Source organism: Arthrobacter sp. PsM3 (assembly GCF_030433895.1).
Taxonomy (GTDB): Bacteria; Actinomycetota; Actinomycetes; order Actinomycetales; family Micrococcaceae; genus Arthrobacter.
The window spans coordinates 19,024-34,209 of sequence record NZ_JARUXE010000013.1; the positions used below are offsets into that span (position 1 = coordinate 19,024).

The following is a 15,186-nucleotide window of genomic DNA, read 5'->3' on the forward strand; positions in this document are numbered from 1 at the left end:
CCTCTGTTAGTGGGGTTTGTGCGTGGCTTTGACATGGGACAGACTGCGGTGCAGGTGAAGCGTGGTGGCGGCCTCGGCCAGCCGGGGGTTGCCGGCCGCAATCGCCTCGGCGATGGCGGCGTGCTCCGCGGCGGCGGCGGTAAGCCGTTCGGCGTCGTCGGCCGCCAGCCGGCGGACCCTGACCAAGTGGACGCGCAGGCTGCGCATCGCCTGGGCGAGGTAGGAATTGTGGATGGCGGCGTCGATGGCCCCGTCCAGCCGTCCGACCAGTCCGTAGTAGTCGTGCCGGGCGGGATCCTCGCCGCTGATCAGTTCCGGGGCACGGCACAGTTCGTGGTGTAGCTGTTCGAAGGTCGCCGCATCGCCGCGTTCGGCGGCCAGTGCCGCGGCCTTGCCCTCGAGGGTTTCGCGGAGTTCGAAGAGTTCGTCGATGTCCTCCAGCGAGATGTCGGTGACGACGACGCCGCGGCCGCCCGCCGTCGTCGTCAGGCCCTCCGCGGTGAGCCGGCTGAGGGCCTCCCGCAGCGGGGTGCGCGAGACGCCGAGCCGCTCGGACTGCTCCACTTCCGCGAGCACCGTCCCGGGGAGCAGACGCCATTCGATGATGTCGTCCCGCAGGGCGGCATAGGCCCTATCGCTGGCGCGCATCCTGCCTCCTTCATTGGCTGACGCTGTCCAGTGTATACACGGAAGTCATATTTGCCCAGCATTTGTGGGAGATCCCCGGCATGAACGCCCCAATGATGGCATCTGTGTATACACAAGCCTTGTGCCGGGCACCCGGTCGGGGCTACCATGAGCTCCATCACATCGTCGTGGACGGGACTCATTTTCATGGTTACGAAGAATTACCAGGACAGCTACGAACGCAGCCTGGCGAAACCCGAAGAATTCTGGCTGGAAGCCGCCGGGAAGGTCTCGTGGTCTGCACCGCCGCAGCGTGCCCTCGATTCCAGCAGGGCGCCGTTGTACGACTGGTTCCCTGACGGCGTCCTCAACACGTGCTACAACGCGCTGGACCGCCATGTGGCGGCGGGCCGGGGCGGGCAGGACGCCCTGATCTACGATTCCGCCATGCTCGGCACGCAGCAGCGCTACAGCTATGCGGAGCTGACGGACCTCGTCGCCCGGTTCGCCGGGGTCCTGCGCAGCCAGGGCGTGGGCAAGGGCGACCGCGTCGTGATCTACATGCCGATGATCCCCGAGGCCGCCATCGCCATGCTTGCCACGGCCCGGCTCGGCGCCGTGCACTCCGTTGTCTTCGGCGGCTTCGCCCCCAAGGAACTCGCCGCCCGCATCCGCGACGCCAAGCCCGCCGCGGTGGTCACGGCCTCCGGCGGCATCGAACCCTCGCGCCGGATCGAATACCTCCCCGCCGTCGCGGAAGCCCTCGGCCTGGCCGGCGTGCCGGAGACACCCGTCCTGGTGAAGGCGCGCGAAGGCTTCGCCTCCTCGGTGGCCGACCACACCGGCTGGCTGGACTGGGACACCGAGATGGCCACCGCCGCGCCTGCCGCGCCGGTTGACGTCAAGGCCACCGATCCGCTCTACATCCTCTACACCTCGGGAACCACCGGCGCCCCCAAGGGCGTCGTGCGGGACAACGGCGGCCACGCCGTGGCACTCAGCTGGACCCTGGAGAACATCTACGACGTCGGCCCCGGCGACGTGATGTGGACCGCCTCCGACGTCGGCTGGGTCGTGGGGCACTCCTACATCGTGTACGGGCCGCTGCTGGCCGGGGCCACGACCGTCATCTACGAAGGCAAGCCCGTGGGCACACCCGACGCCGGCGCGTTCTGGCGGGTGATCCAGGACCACAAGGTCAACGTGCTCTTCACCGCGCCGACCGCCCTGCGGGCCATCCGGAAGGCGGACCCCGAGGCGAAACTGCTTGAGCAGTACGACATCTCCAGCCTGCGCACGCTGTTTGCCGCGGGCGAGCGGCTGGACACCGACACCTTCCACTGGGCCTCGCGGACCCTGGGCGTCCCGGTGGTGGACCACTGGTGGCAGACCGAGACCGGCTGGGCCATCTGCGCCAACCCCCGCGGGCTGGACGGGCTGCCGATCAAGGCAGGCTCGCCCAGTGTGCCGATGCCCGGCTTCAAGCTGAACATCGTCGACGGATCGGGCGAGGACGTCGAGGCGGGGACGGAGGGCAACATCGTCCTGGCGCTGCCGCTGCCGCCGGGAACGCTGACGACGCTCTGGGGCGACGACGAGCGCTACATCTCCTCCTACCTGCAGGCGTTCGAGGGCTACTACGCCACCGGCGATTCCGGCTACCGGGATGAGGACGGCTATCTCTTCGTGATGGGCCGCACCGACGACATCATCAACGTCGCCGGCCACCGGCTCTCCACCGGGGCCATGGAACAGGTGATCGGCCAGCACCCCGCCGTGGCCGAGTGCGCCGTGATCGGGCTCGCGGACCCGTTGAAGGGCCAGCGTCCCAGCGGTTACGTGGTGCTGAAGTCAGGCGTCGACGTGCCCGAGGAGATCCTGGTCAAGGACCTGATCGCGCTGGTCCGGCGGGATATCGGGGCCGTGGCTGACTTCAAGCACGTCACCGTGGTGGAGGCCCTGCCCAAGACCCGCTCCGGAAAGATCCTGCGCAAGACCATGCGCCAGATCGCCGACGGCGACGACTACGTGGTGCCCTCGACGATTGAGGACGCCGGTGTGATCGACCAGCTCATCGGAACCCTGCGCCCCGCCGCCGGGGAGTAGCGGCTCCTAGGACGCCGGCCGGACCCAGCGGTATTCGTTCTCCGGCCGGCCGGGGGCGCCGTAGCGCGCCGTCCGGGTGACCGTTCCGGCGTCGGCGAGGTATTCCAGGTAGCGCCGGGCGGTCACCCGTGACATGCCGAGCGCTTCCATCACTTCGCTCGCCGACACGGCCCCGGACTGCAGCTTCATGAAGTCCTGCACCGCCTCCAGCGTGGACGCGGCCAGCCCTTTGGGCAGCGGCAGCTCCGAGGGGGCCCGCAGGCTGGCGAAGGCCTGGTCCACCTCGCTCTGCGACGCCCCGGGACCGGCATGTCCGGCCGCGGGGGAGGCCAGCTGCTCCCGGAACTGCCGGTAGCTGCCGAGCTTGTCCGCGAACGTGGCAAAGGTGAAGGGCTTGATCAGGTACTGGACCACGCCCGTGGCCACCGCGCTGCGGACAATGTTCAGTTCCCGGACCGCGGTGATGGCGATGATGTCCGCGAACAGCCCGGCGGCACGCATGCGCCGCGCGATGTCCAGGCCGTGCAGGTCCGGCAGGTTCATGTCCAGCAGCACCAGGTCCACCGGGGTGCCCGCAGCCGCGAATTCCGTCAGCAGCCGCAGCGCGGACTGTCCGTCCGGGGCCGATCCGGCCAGCGTGAATCCCTCCAGCCGGCCGACATAGGCGGCGTGGGCTGCCGCTGCGATGGGCTCGTCCTCGACGACGAGTACACGGATGGTGCTCATTGCTGTCCCTCGGTGGTCAGTGATGCCGCCGGCGATACTGCCGGTTGTATTGTCGGCGAAGCAGTTGGCAGCGTGACGCGGAACAGCGCCCCGGCGGGGCTCGTGATTGTCATGGTACCGCCGAGCCGCTGCACCGCCTGGCGGACCAGGGCCAGGCCGAGGCCCCGCCCGAACGGCCCCGGTGTCTTGGTGCTGAAGCCGTGCCGGAAGATGTCCTCCACAGCCTGCGGATCGATCCCGGGACCGCTGTCCTCCACGGTGATTTCAAGGGTCCCGGCGGACGCTGCCACCGTGAGCTCCACAAGTTTCGGGGCCGGCGCCTCGGCGGCGGCGTCGATGGCGTTGTCCAGGAGGTTGCCGAGGATGGCCACCAGGTCCTGCACGGCCAACCCGGTTACCGCGGTCGGGCCGTGCCCGTCCCCCGGGGTGTTGAGGGTCAGTTCGACACCCCGTTCGTGCGCCTCCGCGGCCTTGCCCATGATGAGGGCCCCGAGGACGGGCTCGTCGATGGAGCTGACGAGGTCATCGGTCAGCCGCTGGCTGAGCTCAAGGTCCTGGGTGGCGAAGTCCAGGGCTTCAGTGCCGCGTCCGAGTTCCATCAGGGAAACGATGGTGTGCAGCCGGTTGGCATGCTCGTGGGTCTGGGCGCGCAGGGCGTCGGAGAGCGTGCGCATGGTCTCCAGCTCGCTGCCGAGCGACTCGATTTCGGTGCGGTCGCGGATGGTGGCCACGGTGCCGTACACGGCCGTATTCGTGCGGCCGCCGCCGGAACCGGGCCCGACGGCCGGTCCCTGGTTCACCACAAGGACCCGCGGGCCGGTCAGGTGGATCTCGTCGAGCGCGGTGCGGCCCGATTCGAACAGTTCCCGCAGGCTGGGGGCCAGCGGGAGCGACCCGAGTGACAGGGCCTCCTGCTGTCCGCCGCCGGCTGATGCCCCTGCGCCGCCGGCAGGCGTTCCTGCGCCGTCGGATGAGAGCGGTGTGAGCCCCAGCAGTTCGGCGGCCTGGTCGTTGTACATCACGACTTTGCCCTTCGGATCGACCAGGATGACGCCCTCGCGGACCGAGTGGAGGACCGATTCGTAGTAGGCGAAGAGCTGGGCGAGCTGCTCCGGACCCCAGCCGCGCGTCACCCGCCGCAGGTACCGCCCCAGCAGCCAGGACGCCAGCGATCCGCCCGCCAGCAGGGCCAGCCCGATGGCTAAGAGCGCGGGCAGTCTGCCGGAGACGGCGATGTCCACGGTGCGGACGGTGACGCCGGCGGCGACCAGTGCCCGCACGGTGCCGTCCGCGTCCTTGACCGGCGCGATGGTGCGGACGGAGGGGCCGAGCGTGCCGGCCGTGATCTCGGTGAAGACCTTGCCGTCCAGGGCCGCATCGATCGAACCGATGTAGGGCTTGCCCAGTTCCTCGTTCCGGGGGTGGGTCCACCGGGTGCGGTCCGGCGCCATGATCGTGATGAAATCCGCGTTCGCGTCCGCCATGACTTTCATCGCGTAGGGCTGCAGCAGCGCGGAGGGATCCGGCGCGCCCGCCGCGTCCAGCACGAGGGGGCTGTCGGCCACGGCGGTCGCGACGGCGGCCATCCGCCGGCCCGCCTCGTCATAGGCGTGGTCGCGTGCGTCAACGAACGTGGCGGTGCCGACGACGGCCGTCAGGCTCAGGATGAACAGCAGATGGGCCACAAACAGCCGTCGGGCAATGCTCCAGCGGTGAATCATCCACACCTTCCATGACCAATATGAACGCAACGGTGATGCGCGTCACTGAATCCCCAATGATGGTGGAACACGCAGAACGGACGCGATGGGCCCACAGCCTGTGCCGCACCGACGTCCAGCCTATCCAAGGAGAACACCATGACCTCTCAAAGAGGAGAGTCGGCGGCACCCGCCGCGACGCCGGTCAAGAAGCGCAAGGGTCTCGACAAGTCCCATTATCTCTACATCGCGGTCATCGTGGCCGTCGTCCTCGGCGCCCTCGTCGGGCTGATGTTCCCCGAGGTCGGCAAGTCCCTGAAGCCGCTGGGCGACGGTTTCATCAAGCTCATCAAAATGATGATCGGCCCGGTCATCTTCTGCACCATCGTCCTCGGCATCGGTTCCATCGCCAAGGCGGCCACGGTCGGCAAGGTCGGCGGCCTGGCCCTGGGCTACTTCATGGTGATGTCCACCTTCGCGCTGGCCATCGGCCTGGTCGTCGGTAACCTGATCCACCCGGGAGAGGGCCTCAAGCTCGCCCCCTACGACCCGAACAAGAAGGCAGCCGCGGACAGCACGGTCGACTTCCTGCTCGGCATCATCCCGGGCGACATCCCGGTCCTGCCGACCCTTCTCGCCGCGATCCTGGTCGGCTTCGCCCTGCAGCGGATGGGCGCACAGGGAACCCCCATCCTCAGGGCCGTCGGCTACGGCCAGGCCCTCGTGTTCCGTATCCTCGTCATGATCATGTGGCTGGCCCCGCTCGGAGCGTTCGGCGCGATCGCCGCCGTCGTCGGTGCCACCGGCGTGCAGGCCATCTTCGGCATGGCCACCCTGATGGTCGCCTTCTACATCACCTGCGCCCTGTTCATCGTCGTGATCCTCGGCGGCCTGCTCAAGATCGTCGCCGGCGTCAGCATCTTCCGGCTGATGAAGTACCTCGGCCGCGAATACCTGCTCATCTTCTCCACCTCATCCTCCGAAGCCGCGCTGCCCCGGCTGATCGCGAAAATGGAACACCTCGGGGTGTCCAAGCCGGTCGTTGGCGTCACGGTCCCCACCGGCTACTCCTTCAACCTCGACGGCACGGCCATCTACCTGACCATGGCTTCGCTGTTCGTGGCCAACGCCATGGGCACTCCGCTGGACCTGGGCGCCCAGGTGTCGCTGCTGATCTTCATGATCATTGCCTCCAAGGGTGCCGCAGGCGTCACCGGTGCCGGCCTGGCCACGCTGGCTGCCGGACTCCAGGCGCATGCGCCGCAGCTTCTCGGCGGCGTGGGCATGATCGTCGGCATCGACCGCTTTATGTCCGAGGCCCGGGCGCTGACCAACTTCACCGGCAACGCCGTGGCCACCGTGCTGATCGGCACCTGGGTCAAGGAGATCGACGGCGGACAGGTCGAGCGTGTCCTCTCCGGCAACGAGCCCTTCAACGAACAGACCATGATCGCCGCACACGATGCACACGCGGAGGAAGCGGCCCCGGAAAAGCCCGTTCTGGCCAACGCCTGAGCTGTGCCAGCCCCCGCCAGTGACTGGCCAAAACCGCCCGGACGCCTGCCAGCGTCCGGGCGGTTTTTTGTCCCACGACGGCAACCTTCGACTTCTACCAGAGGGTTGAGGCTCAAACAACGGCCGCTGTCAAGGTCCACGGAATACCGTGTCGGGCGCTGTAACCTTGGGAGGAATAGGATCGGCCCTGGGACTCCAGCGGCAGCAATACCAGGCACGACCATCACCGTCATCGAAAGTGTGGATAGATACGTGAGCAGCGAACAGGGTTCAGCAACTCTGGAAGGCACCGAACTCGATCTGGAAGACGCCGTCATGGGCCCCACCGGGCGCCCGCAACGCGACTTTCCGGAGCCCGCTCCGCTGTCATCCCACGGTCCGGCGCGGGTCATCGCCATGGTCAACCAGAAGGGCGGAGTGGGCAAAACCACCTCCACCATCAACCTTGCGGCCGCGCTGGCGGAATTCGGCCGCCGCGTGCTCGTCGTGGACTTCGACCCGCAGGGTGCCCTTTCCGCAGGCCTAGGCATCAACCCGCACGAACTGGATCTCACGGTCTACAACGTGCTGATGGACCGCAAGGTCGACATCCGCGACGCCATCCACCAGACCGGCGTGGAAAACCTGGACCTGCTCCCGGCCAACATCGACCTCTCCGCCGCGGAGGTCCAGCTCGTCAACGAGGTGGCCCGCGAGCAGGTGCTGGACCGGGCCCTGAAGAAGGTTGAGGACGACTACGACGTCGTCCTGATCGACTGCCAGCCGTCGCTGGGACTGCTCACCGTGAACGCACTGACCGCCTCCCACGGCGTGATCATCCCGCTGATCTGCGAGTTCTTCGCGCTGCGCGCCGTGGCGCTGCTGGTGGAGACCATCGACAAGGTCCAGGACCGCCTGAACCCGCGGCTCCAGGTCGACGGTGTCCTCGCCACCATGTACGACGCCCGCACGCTGCACAGCCGCGAGGTCATTTCCCGGCTGGTGGAGGCCTTCGGCGACAAGGTCTTCGAGACCGTCATCAAGCGCTCCATCAAATTTGCGGACGCCACCGTCGCGGCCGAGCCCATCACCAGCTACGCCGGCAACCACATCGGCGCCGACGCGTACCGGAACCTGGCCAAGGAACTCATTTCGCGCGGCGGCGCGCCCTAGTCAGGGCCGTGGCAGATTCGGGTGCTCCCGCAGCGGGGCCGGAAGCGCCGGCCGGGAAAAAGCCCGGCTTCGAGGTCCGGCTCGCCAACTTCACCGGCCCGTTCGACCTCCTGCTCGGACTGATTTCCAAGCACCAGCTGGACATCACCGAAGTGGCGCTGTCCACCGTCACCGATGAGTTCATCAAGTACATCAAGCGCCTGCAGAACCTGGGCGAGGAGTGGGCCCTGGACGAGGCCAGCGAATTCCTCGTCATCGCCGCCACGCTGCTGGACCTCAAGGCGGCCCGGCTGCTGCCTGCCGGCGAGGTGGAGGACGAGGAAGACATTGCCCTGCTCGAAGCCCGCGACCTGCTCTTCGCCCGGCTCCTGCAGTACAAGGCGTTCAAGCACGTGGCCGGCATGATGGGTGCCACCCTCGAGCTGGAGGCCCGCCGGTATCCGCGGCAGGTCGCGCTGGAGGGCCACTTTGCCGCGCTGCTGCCGGAGCTCCTCTGGCGGCACACCCCGCAGCAATTCGCCGGCCTGGCCGAGGCCGCACTCAAGCCCAGGGAAGCCGCACCCACCGAGGTCGGCCTCGCCCACCTCCACGGCACCCCCGTCAGCGTCAAGGAACAGGCCGAACTGCTGGGCCACCGGCTGCGGCTGGGCGCGCCGCTCACCTTCCGTGCGCTGATCGCCGACGCCGAGTCCACCCTCGTGGTGGTGGCACGCTTCCTGGCGCTGCTGGAGCTGTTCCGGGATAAGGCCGTGGCCTTCGAGCAGCTGCTCCCGCTGGGGGACCTGACCGTCCGCTGGACCGCCGGAGTCGAGGGCTGGAGCAGCGGGAACCTGAGTGAAGAATATGAGGAGCAGCAGTGAATCACACCCGGAACGGGGATGCAGCCGGACACCCGGCCCCTGAGGCACAGGCGGCAGCCGAAAACGACGATGGCCCCGATGTCGGCAGCCTCCCCGGGGGTGCCCGCGCCGCCCTCGAGGCCGTCCTGATGGTGATCGACCAGCCAGCGACGGCCACCGAGCTCGCCTCCGGCCTGAACCTGACCGTCGGCGTCGTCGAGGGGATGCTCGTGGAACTGCAGCGGGAGTATAACGGCTATACTGTTAATGCCCCGGATGTGGACGATGCCAGTTTCAACGGCTTCAGTGCCACCCCCCGGGGTTTTGAATTGCGGAATATCGCCGGAGGCTGGCGGATCTATTCGCGCACTGAGTTCGCCGACATCGTCGGCGGCTTCGTGCTGGAGGGACAGACAGCCAGGCTGACGCAGGCGGCGCTCGAAACGCTCGCCGTCATCGCTTACCGCCAGCCCGTATCAAGGGCGCGGGTGTCTGCAATTCGAGGAGTCAATGTTGACTCTGTCGTGCGGACGCTGACGCAGCGGGGGCTGATCGAGGACTCGGGAACTGATCCCGAGTCCGGGGCCATCCTGTACCGCACGACGTCGTATTTCCTGGAGCGAATGGGAATCGGCTCGGTCGCGGAATTACCGCAACTTTCACCCCATCTTCCGGGGCTGGAAGGCATCGAAGAGTTCTATGACGCAGGAAGAATGTAGGCAGGTACAACTGCCTGCGCACGGATATCAACGAGGGCAGAGGCTTTTTGCCCCAGCCGGCGGGGGTTGTCGGGAGACAGCGGCCGTTGGCCAACAAACGAAGGACGGGTCATGACACAGGCGGGACGCCAGGGTTCACCACGTAACAGTTCGGGACGTAACAGTGCCGAACAAAGCAGTGCCGGACAAAGCAGAGGTCAGGGCTCCGGCCGCGGCGCACAGGGCGGCGCAGGCCGCAGCGGCGGAGCCGACTACAAGGGCGGCTCAGCCCGCGGCGCGCAGGGCGCAGGAAGCCGCAGCGGGGGAGCGGGCTTCAAGGGCGGCGCAGACCGCCCGTTCAAGCGGCCCAAGCCCCGCGAAGAAGCCTTTATCGATCCGGACCTGCAGGGACCCGACGGCGTGCCCGCCGGCAAGCCCGCGTCCGGTGACTGGAAGTCCAAGGCGCCCTCCGGCAAGGAGGCAGCCCGTAAGGCTGCCGCCCGCAAGCCCGGCTTCGGCAAGGCCCCCGGTACTCCGGGAGCACTCAAGCCCAAGCCGCGCACCGGCGCCCCGAAGACCGCCGGCGCACGTGCCTTCGGCAGCGAACGCTTCGGCCAGAACCTCGGACCCGTGCGCAAGCCGGCCCGCAAGCGCGGACCCCGCGCCGAGGTGCCCCAGTCCGAGGTGCACGACCAGGACGGCATCCGCCTGCAGAAGGTCATGGCCTCGGCCGGCGTCGCCTCACGGCGTGTCTGCGAAGAAATGATCGCCGAGGGCCGGGTTGAAGTCGACGGCCAGGTCGTCACCGAGCTCGGCGTCCGCGTCGACCCGAAGACCGCCGTGATCCACGTCGACGGCCTCCGCATCCAGCTGGACGAGAACATGGTCTACATGGTGTTCAACAAGCCCAAGGGCGTTGTCTCCACTATGGAAGACCCGGACGGCCGTCCGTGCATCAGCGACTTCGTGCGCAACAGCCACGGCGAACGCCTGTTCCACGTCGGACGCCTCGACGTCGCCACCGAGGGGCTGCTGCTGCTGACCAATGACGGCGAACTCGCCAACCGCCTGACGCACCCCTCCTACGAAGTGCCCAAGACCTACCTCGTGCAGGTCCGCGGGCCGTTCCCGCAGGGCATCGGCGCCGAGCTCAAGGCCGGCGTCGAACTCGAGGACGGCATTGCGTCGGTGGACTCCTTCAAGCTTGTGGATTCCACCCCGGGCCACGTGCTGATCGAGGTCGTACTGCACTCGGGCAAGAACCGGATCGTCCGCCGTCTCTTCGACGCCGTCGGTTTCCCGGTTCTTCGCCTGGTCCGCGTAAAGGTCGGTCCCATCGGCCTGGGCGACCAGCGCCAGGGCAGCATCCGCAACCTCGGCAGGCAGGAAGTCGGCCACCTGCTGGCATCCGTAGGGCTGTAGGCATGTCCGCCTTTCGCACCCACGGCCGCGGCCACCTCAACGGTCCGGTGGTGGTCGTGGGGACCGGGCTCCTGGGCACCAGCATCGGGCTGGGGCTGCGGGGCCGCGGAGTGGCAGTCTTCCTCTCCGACCCTTCGCCCACCAACCAGGCCGTCGCCGTCGACATCGGCGCAGGCCTTCCCCTGGCGCGCCTTGACGGCGAACAGCCGGAACTCGTGGTCGTCGCCGCACCGCCGGATGTGACGGCGGATGTGGTCGAACGCGCCCTCGCGGACTACCCCAAGGCCACCGTCGTGGACATCGCCAGCGTGAAGGCCGGCATCCAGGCCGAGCTCCGCACCCGCGGCGCCGACCTTCACCGCTACGTGGGCACCCACCCGATGGCGGGCCGGGAAAAGTCGGGCCCCGTCGCTGCCCGCGGCGAGCTCTTCACCTCCATGCCGTGGGTCCTTTGCCCCTCCGGGGAGACACAGCCCCAGGCTTTGCAGGCAGCGCGCGCGCTGGCTGTGGACCTCGGCGCCGTCGTGTCCGAATTCGGGGCCGAGGAACACGACGAGGCGGTGGCGCTCGTCTCGCACGTGCCCCAGGTCGTGTCCTCGCTCGTGGCCAGCCGGCTGCAGGGCACCCCCCTGCATGCGCTGTCCCTCGCCGGCAACGGACTGCGGGACGTCACCCGGATCGCGGCGAGTGATCCAACCCTCTGGGTGCAGATCCTCGGCGCCAACGCGGAGAAGGTCGTGGAGATCCTGCACGGCGTCCGCGAGGACCTCAACCGGGTCATCGGTACGCTCGAGAACCCGACAGCGCCCGGTGCCCGGCTCGATCTTGCCCAGCTGATCAGCGAAGGCAACGCCGGCCAGTCCCGCATTCCCGGCAAGCACGGCGGACCCCCGCAGGCGTACTCCTGGCTGACGGTCCTGGTCGATGACACCCCGGGGCAGATCGCCAGGCTCCTGACGGAGATCGGCGAGATCGGCGTCAACCTCGAGGACCTCCGGCTGGACCACTCCTCGGGACAGAACGTGGGCATGGTGGAAATCTCCGTGCTGCCGAACAAGCACGAACTGTTAATCGAAGCCCTCAACGACCGTGGATGGCGGGTACTCCAGTAATGACCCAGGAACTTATTGAAACCGTGGACGTCCTCCGCCCCGGAAAAAGCCTTGTAGTAGCCATCGACGGGCCGTCCGGATCGGGCAAGTCCAGCGTCAGCAAAGAGGTGGCACGCCGGCTCAAGCTGGCCTACCTCGACACCGGTGCCATGTACCGTGCCCTGACCTGGTTCTGTCTGGACAACGGCACGGACCTGGACGACGGCGCCTCCGTCGAGGCTGCCTCCAAGAGCCTGCCGCTGGAAATCAGCACGAGCCCGCTGGAGGAATACGTACGGGTCGGCGGCGCCGATGTCACGCTCGCGATCCGCGAGCCGTCGATCTCCGCCGCTGTCAGCGCCGTCGCCACCACCCTCGGTGCCCGCACCGAACTGATCCGCCGGCAGCGCGAGCTGATCGACAAGCACCACCGCCGCATGGTGGTCGAAGGACGGGACATCACCACCGTCGTCGCGCCCCATGCCGAAGTGCGGATGCTGCTCACCGCGAGCGAAGAGGCGCGCCTGCGCCGCCGGGGCATCCAGCTCGGTGGCAGCCAGAACGCCGAACAGCTCGCGGCCCAGGTCACGGAACGGGATGCGAAGGACTCGACCGTGGTGAACTTCACCCGGGCCGCCGACGGCGTGGTGACGCTGGACTCCTCGGAGCTCGACTTCGCCGGGACCGTCGATGCCGCGCTCAGCATCGTGACCGGCATTGTCAACCACCAGGCGCTCAACCGTGACTGACGCGAGGCAGCCGGCCAAGGCGCCGGCCATGGCGCAGGTCCCGGCCCGGTGGACCACCCTGTGGAGCCGGCCCGTGGGCTGGCTGCTGGACCATGTCCTCTACCGGACCTCGGTCACGGGGCGGTCAAACGTCCCGGCCACCGGTCCGGTGATCTTCGCCGGCAACCACATCAGCTTCCTGGACGGACCGGTGATGTTCGGGGCATCGCCGCGTGCCATGCACATCCTGGTCAAGAAGGAAATGTTCACCGGCGTCCTCGGCCGCGTGCTCCAGGCCTCCGGCCAGCTGGCGGTGGACCGCGCGGGCGACCGGGCGGCCCTCCTCACGGCCAAGGGCGTGCTCGACGCCGGGCGGTGCGTCGGGATCCTTCCCGAAGGCACACGCGGCAGCGGCGAAGCCTCCGCCATCAACAACGGGGTCGCCTGGCTCGCGCTGAACTCCGGCGCGACCGTGGTCCCCGTGGCCATCCTCGGTACCCGCAAAGGCGGCGAGCACCTCGACGCCGTTCCCCGGCTGCGCCGCAAGCTGCACGTCAGCTTCGGCGGAGCCCTCAACGTCAGCCGCAGGCCCGGCGAGACCGGGCGTGTTTCAATGGACAGGGCCGGAACCGAGATCCGCGCCGCGCTGGCCCGCCATGTCCAGGACTCGATCCAAAGAACCGGGCAGCCCTTGCCCGACGCGGATTCCCCGCAAGAACGTCATGAAGCAGTAGCCGGGACGCCGGCAGATCACCCCATAAGGAAAGTGCAATGAGCGATACGACTCAAACCTCCGGCCAATTTGGCGCCGGCGAAGACGAATACACGCCCACCGGCACGGACCAGGTGGCCGAGCACCTCGCCGCCCTGGACGAGGAGGAAGCAGAGGTCCGCGCGGCCTCCCTCCGGGCCGGCCTGGACGACTACGAGCTGGATGAAGAGGACGCCGCCCTCCTGAGCGGCGAGTACGAGGACGAGGACTTCGACGGCCCGGTCAAGCTGGATCCGGTCCTGGCCATCATCGGCCGGCCCAACGTGGGCAAGTCCACGCTGGTGAACCGGATCCTCGGCCGCCGCGAAGCCGTGGTGGAGGACACCCCCGGCGTCACCCGCGACCGGGTAATGTACTCGGCCACCTGGAATGGCCGGAACTTCACGGTCGTCGACACCGGCGGCTGGGAGCACGATGCCCGCGGCATCCACGCCCGCGTCGCCGAACAGGCCGAGATGGCCGTGGAGCTCGCCGACGCCGTGCTGTTCGTCGTGGACTCCGCCGTCGGCGCCACCGCCACGGACGAAGCCGTCGTGAAGATGCTGCGCAAGTCCAAGAAGCCGGTCATCATGGTGGCCAACAAGGTGGACGACTTCGCGCAGGAAGCCGACTCGGCACGGCTCTGGGGCCTTGGCTTCGGCGAACCGTACCCGGTTTCGGCACTGCACGGCCGGGGCGTCGCCGACCTCCTGGACCACGTGATGGACACCCTGCCCGAGTTCTCCACGATCGAAGGCCTGGAACGCTCCGGCGGTCCGCGCCGCATCGCGCTGATCGGGCGTCCGAACGTCGGCAAGTCCTCGCTGCTGAACAAGCTGGCCGGCTCCGAGCGCGTTGTCGTGGACAACACTGCCGGCACCACGCGTGACCCGGTCGATGAGTTCATCGAACTCGGCGGCCGCACCTGGCGCTTCGTGGACACCGCCGGTATCCGCCGCCGCCAGCACATGGCACAGGGCGCCGACTTCTACGCCTCCCTGCGCACGCAGAGCGCCCTCGAGAAGGCGGAGGTCGCCGTCGTGCTCCTCGCGGTGGACGAAGTCCTCAGCGAGCAGGACGTCCGCATCCTGCAGCTCGCCATCGAATCCGGCCGTGCCCTGGTCCTCGCCTTCAACAAGTGGGATCTGCTCGATGACGAACGCCGCAGCTACCTGGAACGTGAAATCGAGCAGGACCTGGCCCACGTGGCGTGGGCGCCGCGCGTCAACATCTCGGCGCTGACCGGGTGGCACAAGGACAAGCTGGTCCCGGCCCTCGACACCGCCCTGGAAAGCTGGGACAAGCGCATTTCCACCGGCCGGCTCAACGCCTTCCTGGGTGAGCTGGTTGCCGCGCACCCGCACCCGGTCCGCGGCGGAAAGCAGCCCCGCATCCTCTTCGGCACCCAGGCCTCCAGCCGCCCGCCGAAGTTCGTGCTCTTCACCACCGGGTTCCTGGACCCGGGGTACCGCCGCTTCATCACCCGCCGGCTCCGCGAAACCTTCGGGTTCGAGGGCACGCCGATCGAGGTCAACATGCGTGTGCGGGAAAAGCGCGGCAAGAAGCGTTAATTCCGACACACCTTGCCGTGACATGCAGAAAGTGTCACGGGCACCCTCCGGAATCGTGTAAGCTTTTGGAGGTGGTTCGGCCGGACTGCTCAGATGAAATCTTTTGGAAATTCAAGAGAAATTTGTCCGGAGCGGAGAACGGCGGAACTAACGGGCTGTAGCGCAGCTTGGTAGCGCACTTGACTGGGGGTCAAGGGGTCGCAGGTTCAAATCCTGTCAGCCCGACCAACAGAAAGTACCCCGCCGTTCCCGATGAGGGA

At 67.9% G+C, this 15,186-nt stretch carries 13 protein-coding genes and 1 tRNA gene; 11 read left to right on the forward strand and 3 right to left on the reverse strand.

The window, feature by feature from the left end:
* Window positions 1-6: 6 nt before the first annotated feature.
* A complete protein-coding gene (locus tag QCD75_RS08915; RefSeq protein ID WP_301227742.1) occupies window positions 7-648 on the reverse strand; it encodes a GntR family transcriptional regulator in 642 nt (213 codons plus the stop codon).
* Window positions 649-834: 186 nt separating this feature from the next.
* On the opposite strand from QCD75_RS08915, the gene QCD75_RS08920 reads away from it, so the two are divergent.
* Window positions 835-2,733: a propionyl-CoA synthetase gene (locus tag QCD75_RS08920; RefSeq protein ID WP_301227864.1), complete on the forward strand. Its 1,899-nt coding sequence runs from the start codon at window positions 835-837 to the stop codon at window positions 2,731-2,733.
* A 6-nt stretch (window positions 2,734-2,739) separates the two neighbouring features.
* Here the strand turns inward: QCD75_RS08920 and QCD75_RS08925 are convergent, their stop codons facing one another.
* Both QCD75_RS08925 and QCD75_RS08930 read right to left on the reverse strand, forming a co-directional pair.
* Window positions 2,740-3,459: a response regulator gene (locus QCD75_RS08925; RefSeq protein ID WP_301227744.1), complete on the reverse strand. Its 720-nt coding sequence runs from the start codon at window positions 3,457-3,459 to the stop codon at window positions 2,740-2,742.
* Window positions 3,456-5,180, reverse strand: a complete 1,725-nt coding sequence (locus QCD75_RS08930; protein ID WP_301227746.1) for a sensor histidine kinase — start codon at window positions 5,178-5,180, stop codon at window positions 3,456-3,458. The genes QCD75_RS08925 and QCD75_RS08930 overlap by 4 nt, the downstream gene beginning before the upstream one ends.
* A 138-nt stretch (window positions 5,181-5,318) precedes the next feature.
* On the opposite strand from QCD75_RS08930, the gene QCD75_RS08935 reads away from it, so the two are divergent.
* The 10 genes from QCD75_RS08935 (at window position 5,319) to QCD75_RS08980 (ending at window position 15,154) form a co-directional block, all read left to right on the forward strand.
* Complete coding sequence (locus QCD75_RS08935) at window positions 5,319-6,674, forward strand: cation:dicarboxylate symporter family transporter (protein WP_301227748.1); 1,356 nt, start codon at window positions 5,319-5,321, stop codon at window positions 6,672-6,674.
* A 252-nt stretch (window positions 6,675-6,926) separates the two neighbouring features.
* Window positions 6,927-7,826 (forward strand): ParA family protein, encoded by a 900-nt coding sequence (locus QCD75_RS08940; protein WP_301227750.1) that lies wholly within the window; start codon window positions 6,927-6,929, stop codon window positions 7,824-7,826.
* Window positions 7,827-7,834: 8 nt separating this feature from the next.
* Complete coding sequence (locus tag QCD75_RS08945) at window positions 7,835-8,686, forward strand: segregation and condensation protein A (RefSeq protein WP_301227753.1); 852 nt, start codon at window positions 7,835-7,837, stop codon at window positions 8,684-8,686.
* On the forward strand, window positions 8,683-9,384 hold the full coding sequence (gene scpB / locus QCD75_RS08950; RefSeq protein ID WP_301227755.1) for an SMC-Scp complex subunit ScpB: 702 nt from the start codon (window positions 8,683-8,685) through the stop codon (window positions 9,382-9,384). Before QCD75_RS08945 ends, scpB begins: the two co-directional genes overlap by 4 nt.
* Before the next feature lie 111 nt (window positions 9,385-9,495).
* Complete coding sequence (locus QCD75_RS08955) at window positions 9,496-10,785, forward strand: pseudouridine synthase (RefSeq protein ID WP_301227756.1); 1,290 nt, start codon at window positions 9,496-9,498, stop codon at window positions 10,783-10,785.
* A gap of 2 nt (window positions 10,786-10,787) precedes the next feature.
* A complete protein-coding gene (locus QCD75_RS08960; protein WP_301227758.1) occupies window positions 10,788-11,897 on the forward strand; it encodes a prephenate dehydrogenase in 1,110 nt (369 codons plus the stop codon).
* Window positions 11,897-12,625 carry a (d)CMP kinase gene (gene cmk, locus QCD75_RS08965; RefSeq protein ID WP_301227760.1) on the forward strand — a complete coding sequence of 243 codons (729 nt, stop codon included), beginning with the start codon at window positions 11,897-11,899 and terminating at the stop codon, window positions 12,623-12,625. Before QCD75_RS08960 ends, cmk begins: the two co-directional genes overlap by 1 nt.
* A gap of 28 nt (window positions 12,626-12,653) precedes the next feature.
* Window positions 12,654-13,379 (forward strand): lysophospholipid acyltransferase family protein, encoded by a 726-nt coding sequence (locus QCD75_RS08970; RefSeq protein ID WP_301227865.1) that lies wholly within the window; start codon window positions 12,654-12,656, stop codon window positions 13,377-13,379.
* Window positions 13,376-14,926 carry a ribosome biogenesis GTPase Der gene (der, locus tag QCD75_RS08975; RefSeq protein ID WP_301227762.1) on the forward strand — a complete coding sequence of 517 codons (1,551 nt, stop codon included), beginning with the start codon at window positions 13,376-13,378 and terminating at the stop codon, window positions 14,924-14,926. The genes QCD75_RS08970 and der overlap by 4 nt, the downstream gene beginning before the upstream one ends.
* A gap of 151 nt (window positions 14,927-15,077) precedes the next feature.
* Window positions 15,078-15,154 (forward strand) — tRNA-Pro (locus tag QCD75_RS08980).
* Window positions 15,155-15,186 lie beyond the last annotated feature (32 nt).

What these genes read in the sequence shown, in the direction of transcription:
- QCD75_RS08915 (WP_301227742.1), bottom strand. Translation starts at nt 648, where the DNA reads ATGCGCGCCAGCGATAGGGCCTATGCCGCCCTGCGGGACGACATCATC.
- QCD75_RS08920 (WP_301227864.1), top strand. Translation starts at nt 835, where the DNA reads ATGGTTACGAAGAATTACCAGGACAGCTACGAACGCAGCCTGGCGAAA.
- QCD75_RS08925 (WP_301227744.1), bottom strand. Translation starts at nt 3,459, where the DNA reads ATGAGCACCATCCGTGTACTCGTCGTCGAGGACGAGCCCATCGCAGCG.
- QCD75_RS08930 (WP_301227746.1), bottom strand. Translation starts at nt 5,180, where the DNA reads ATGATTCACCGCTGGAGCATTGCCCGACGGCTGTTTGTGGCCCATCTG.
- QCD75_RS08935 (WP_301227748.1), top strand. Translation starts at nt 5,319, where the DNA reads ATGACCTCTCAAAGAGGAGAGTCGGCGGCACCCGCCGCGACGCCGGTC.
- QCD75_RS08955 (WP_301227756.1), top strand. Translation starts at nt 9,496, where the DNA reads ATGACACAGGCGGGACGCCAGGGTTCACCACGTAACAGTTCGGGACGT.
- QCD75_RS08960 (WP_301227758.1), top strand. Translation starts at nt 10,788, where the DNA reads ATGTCCGCCTTTCGCACCCACGGCCGCGGCCACCTCAACGGTCCGGTG.
- cmk (WP_301227760.1), top strand. Translation starts at nt 11,897, where the DNA reads ATGACCCAGGAACTTATTGAAACCGTGGACGTCCTCCGCCCCGGAAAA.
- QCD75_RS08970 (WP_301227865.1), top strand. Translation starts at nt 12,654, where the DNA reads ATGGCGCAGGTCCCGGCCCGGTGGACCACCCTGTGGAGCCGGCCCGTG.
- der (WP_301227762.1), top strand. Translation starts at nt 13,376, where the DNA reads ATGAGCGATACGACTCAAACCTCCGGCCAATTTGGCGCCGGCGAAGAC.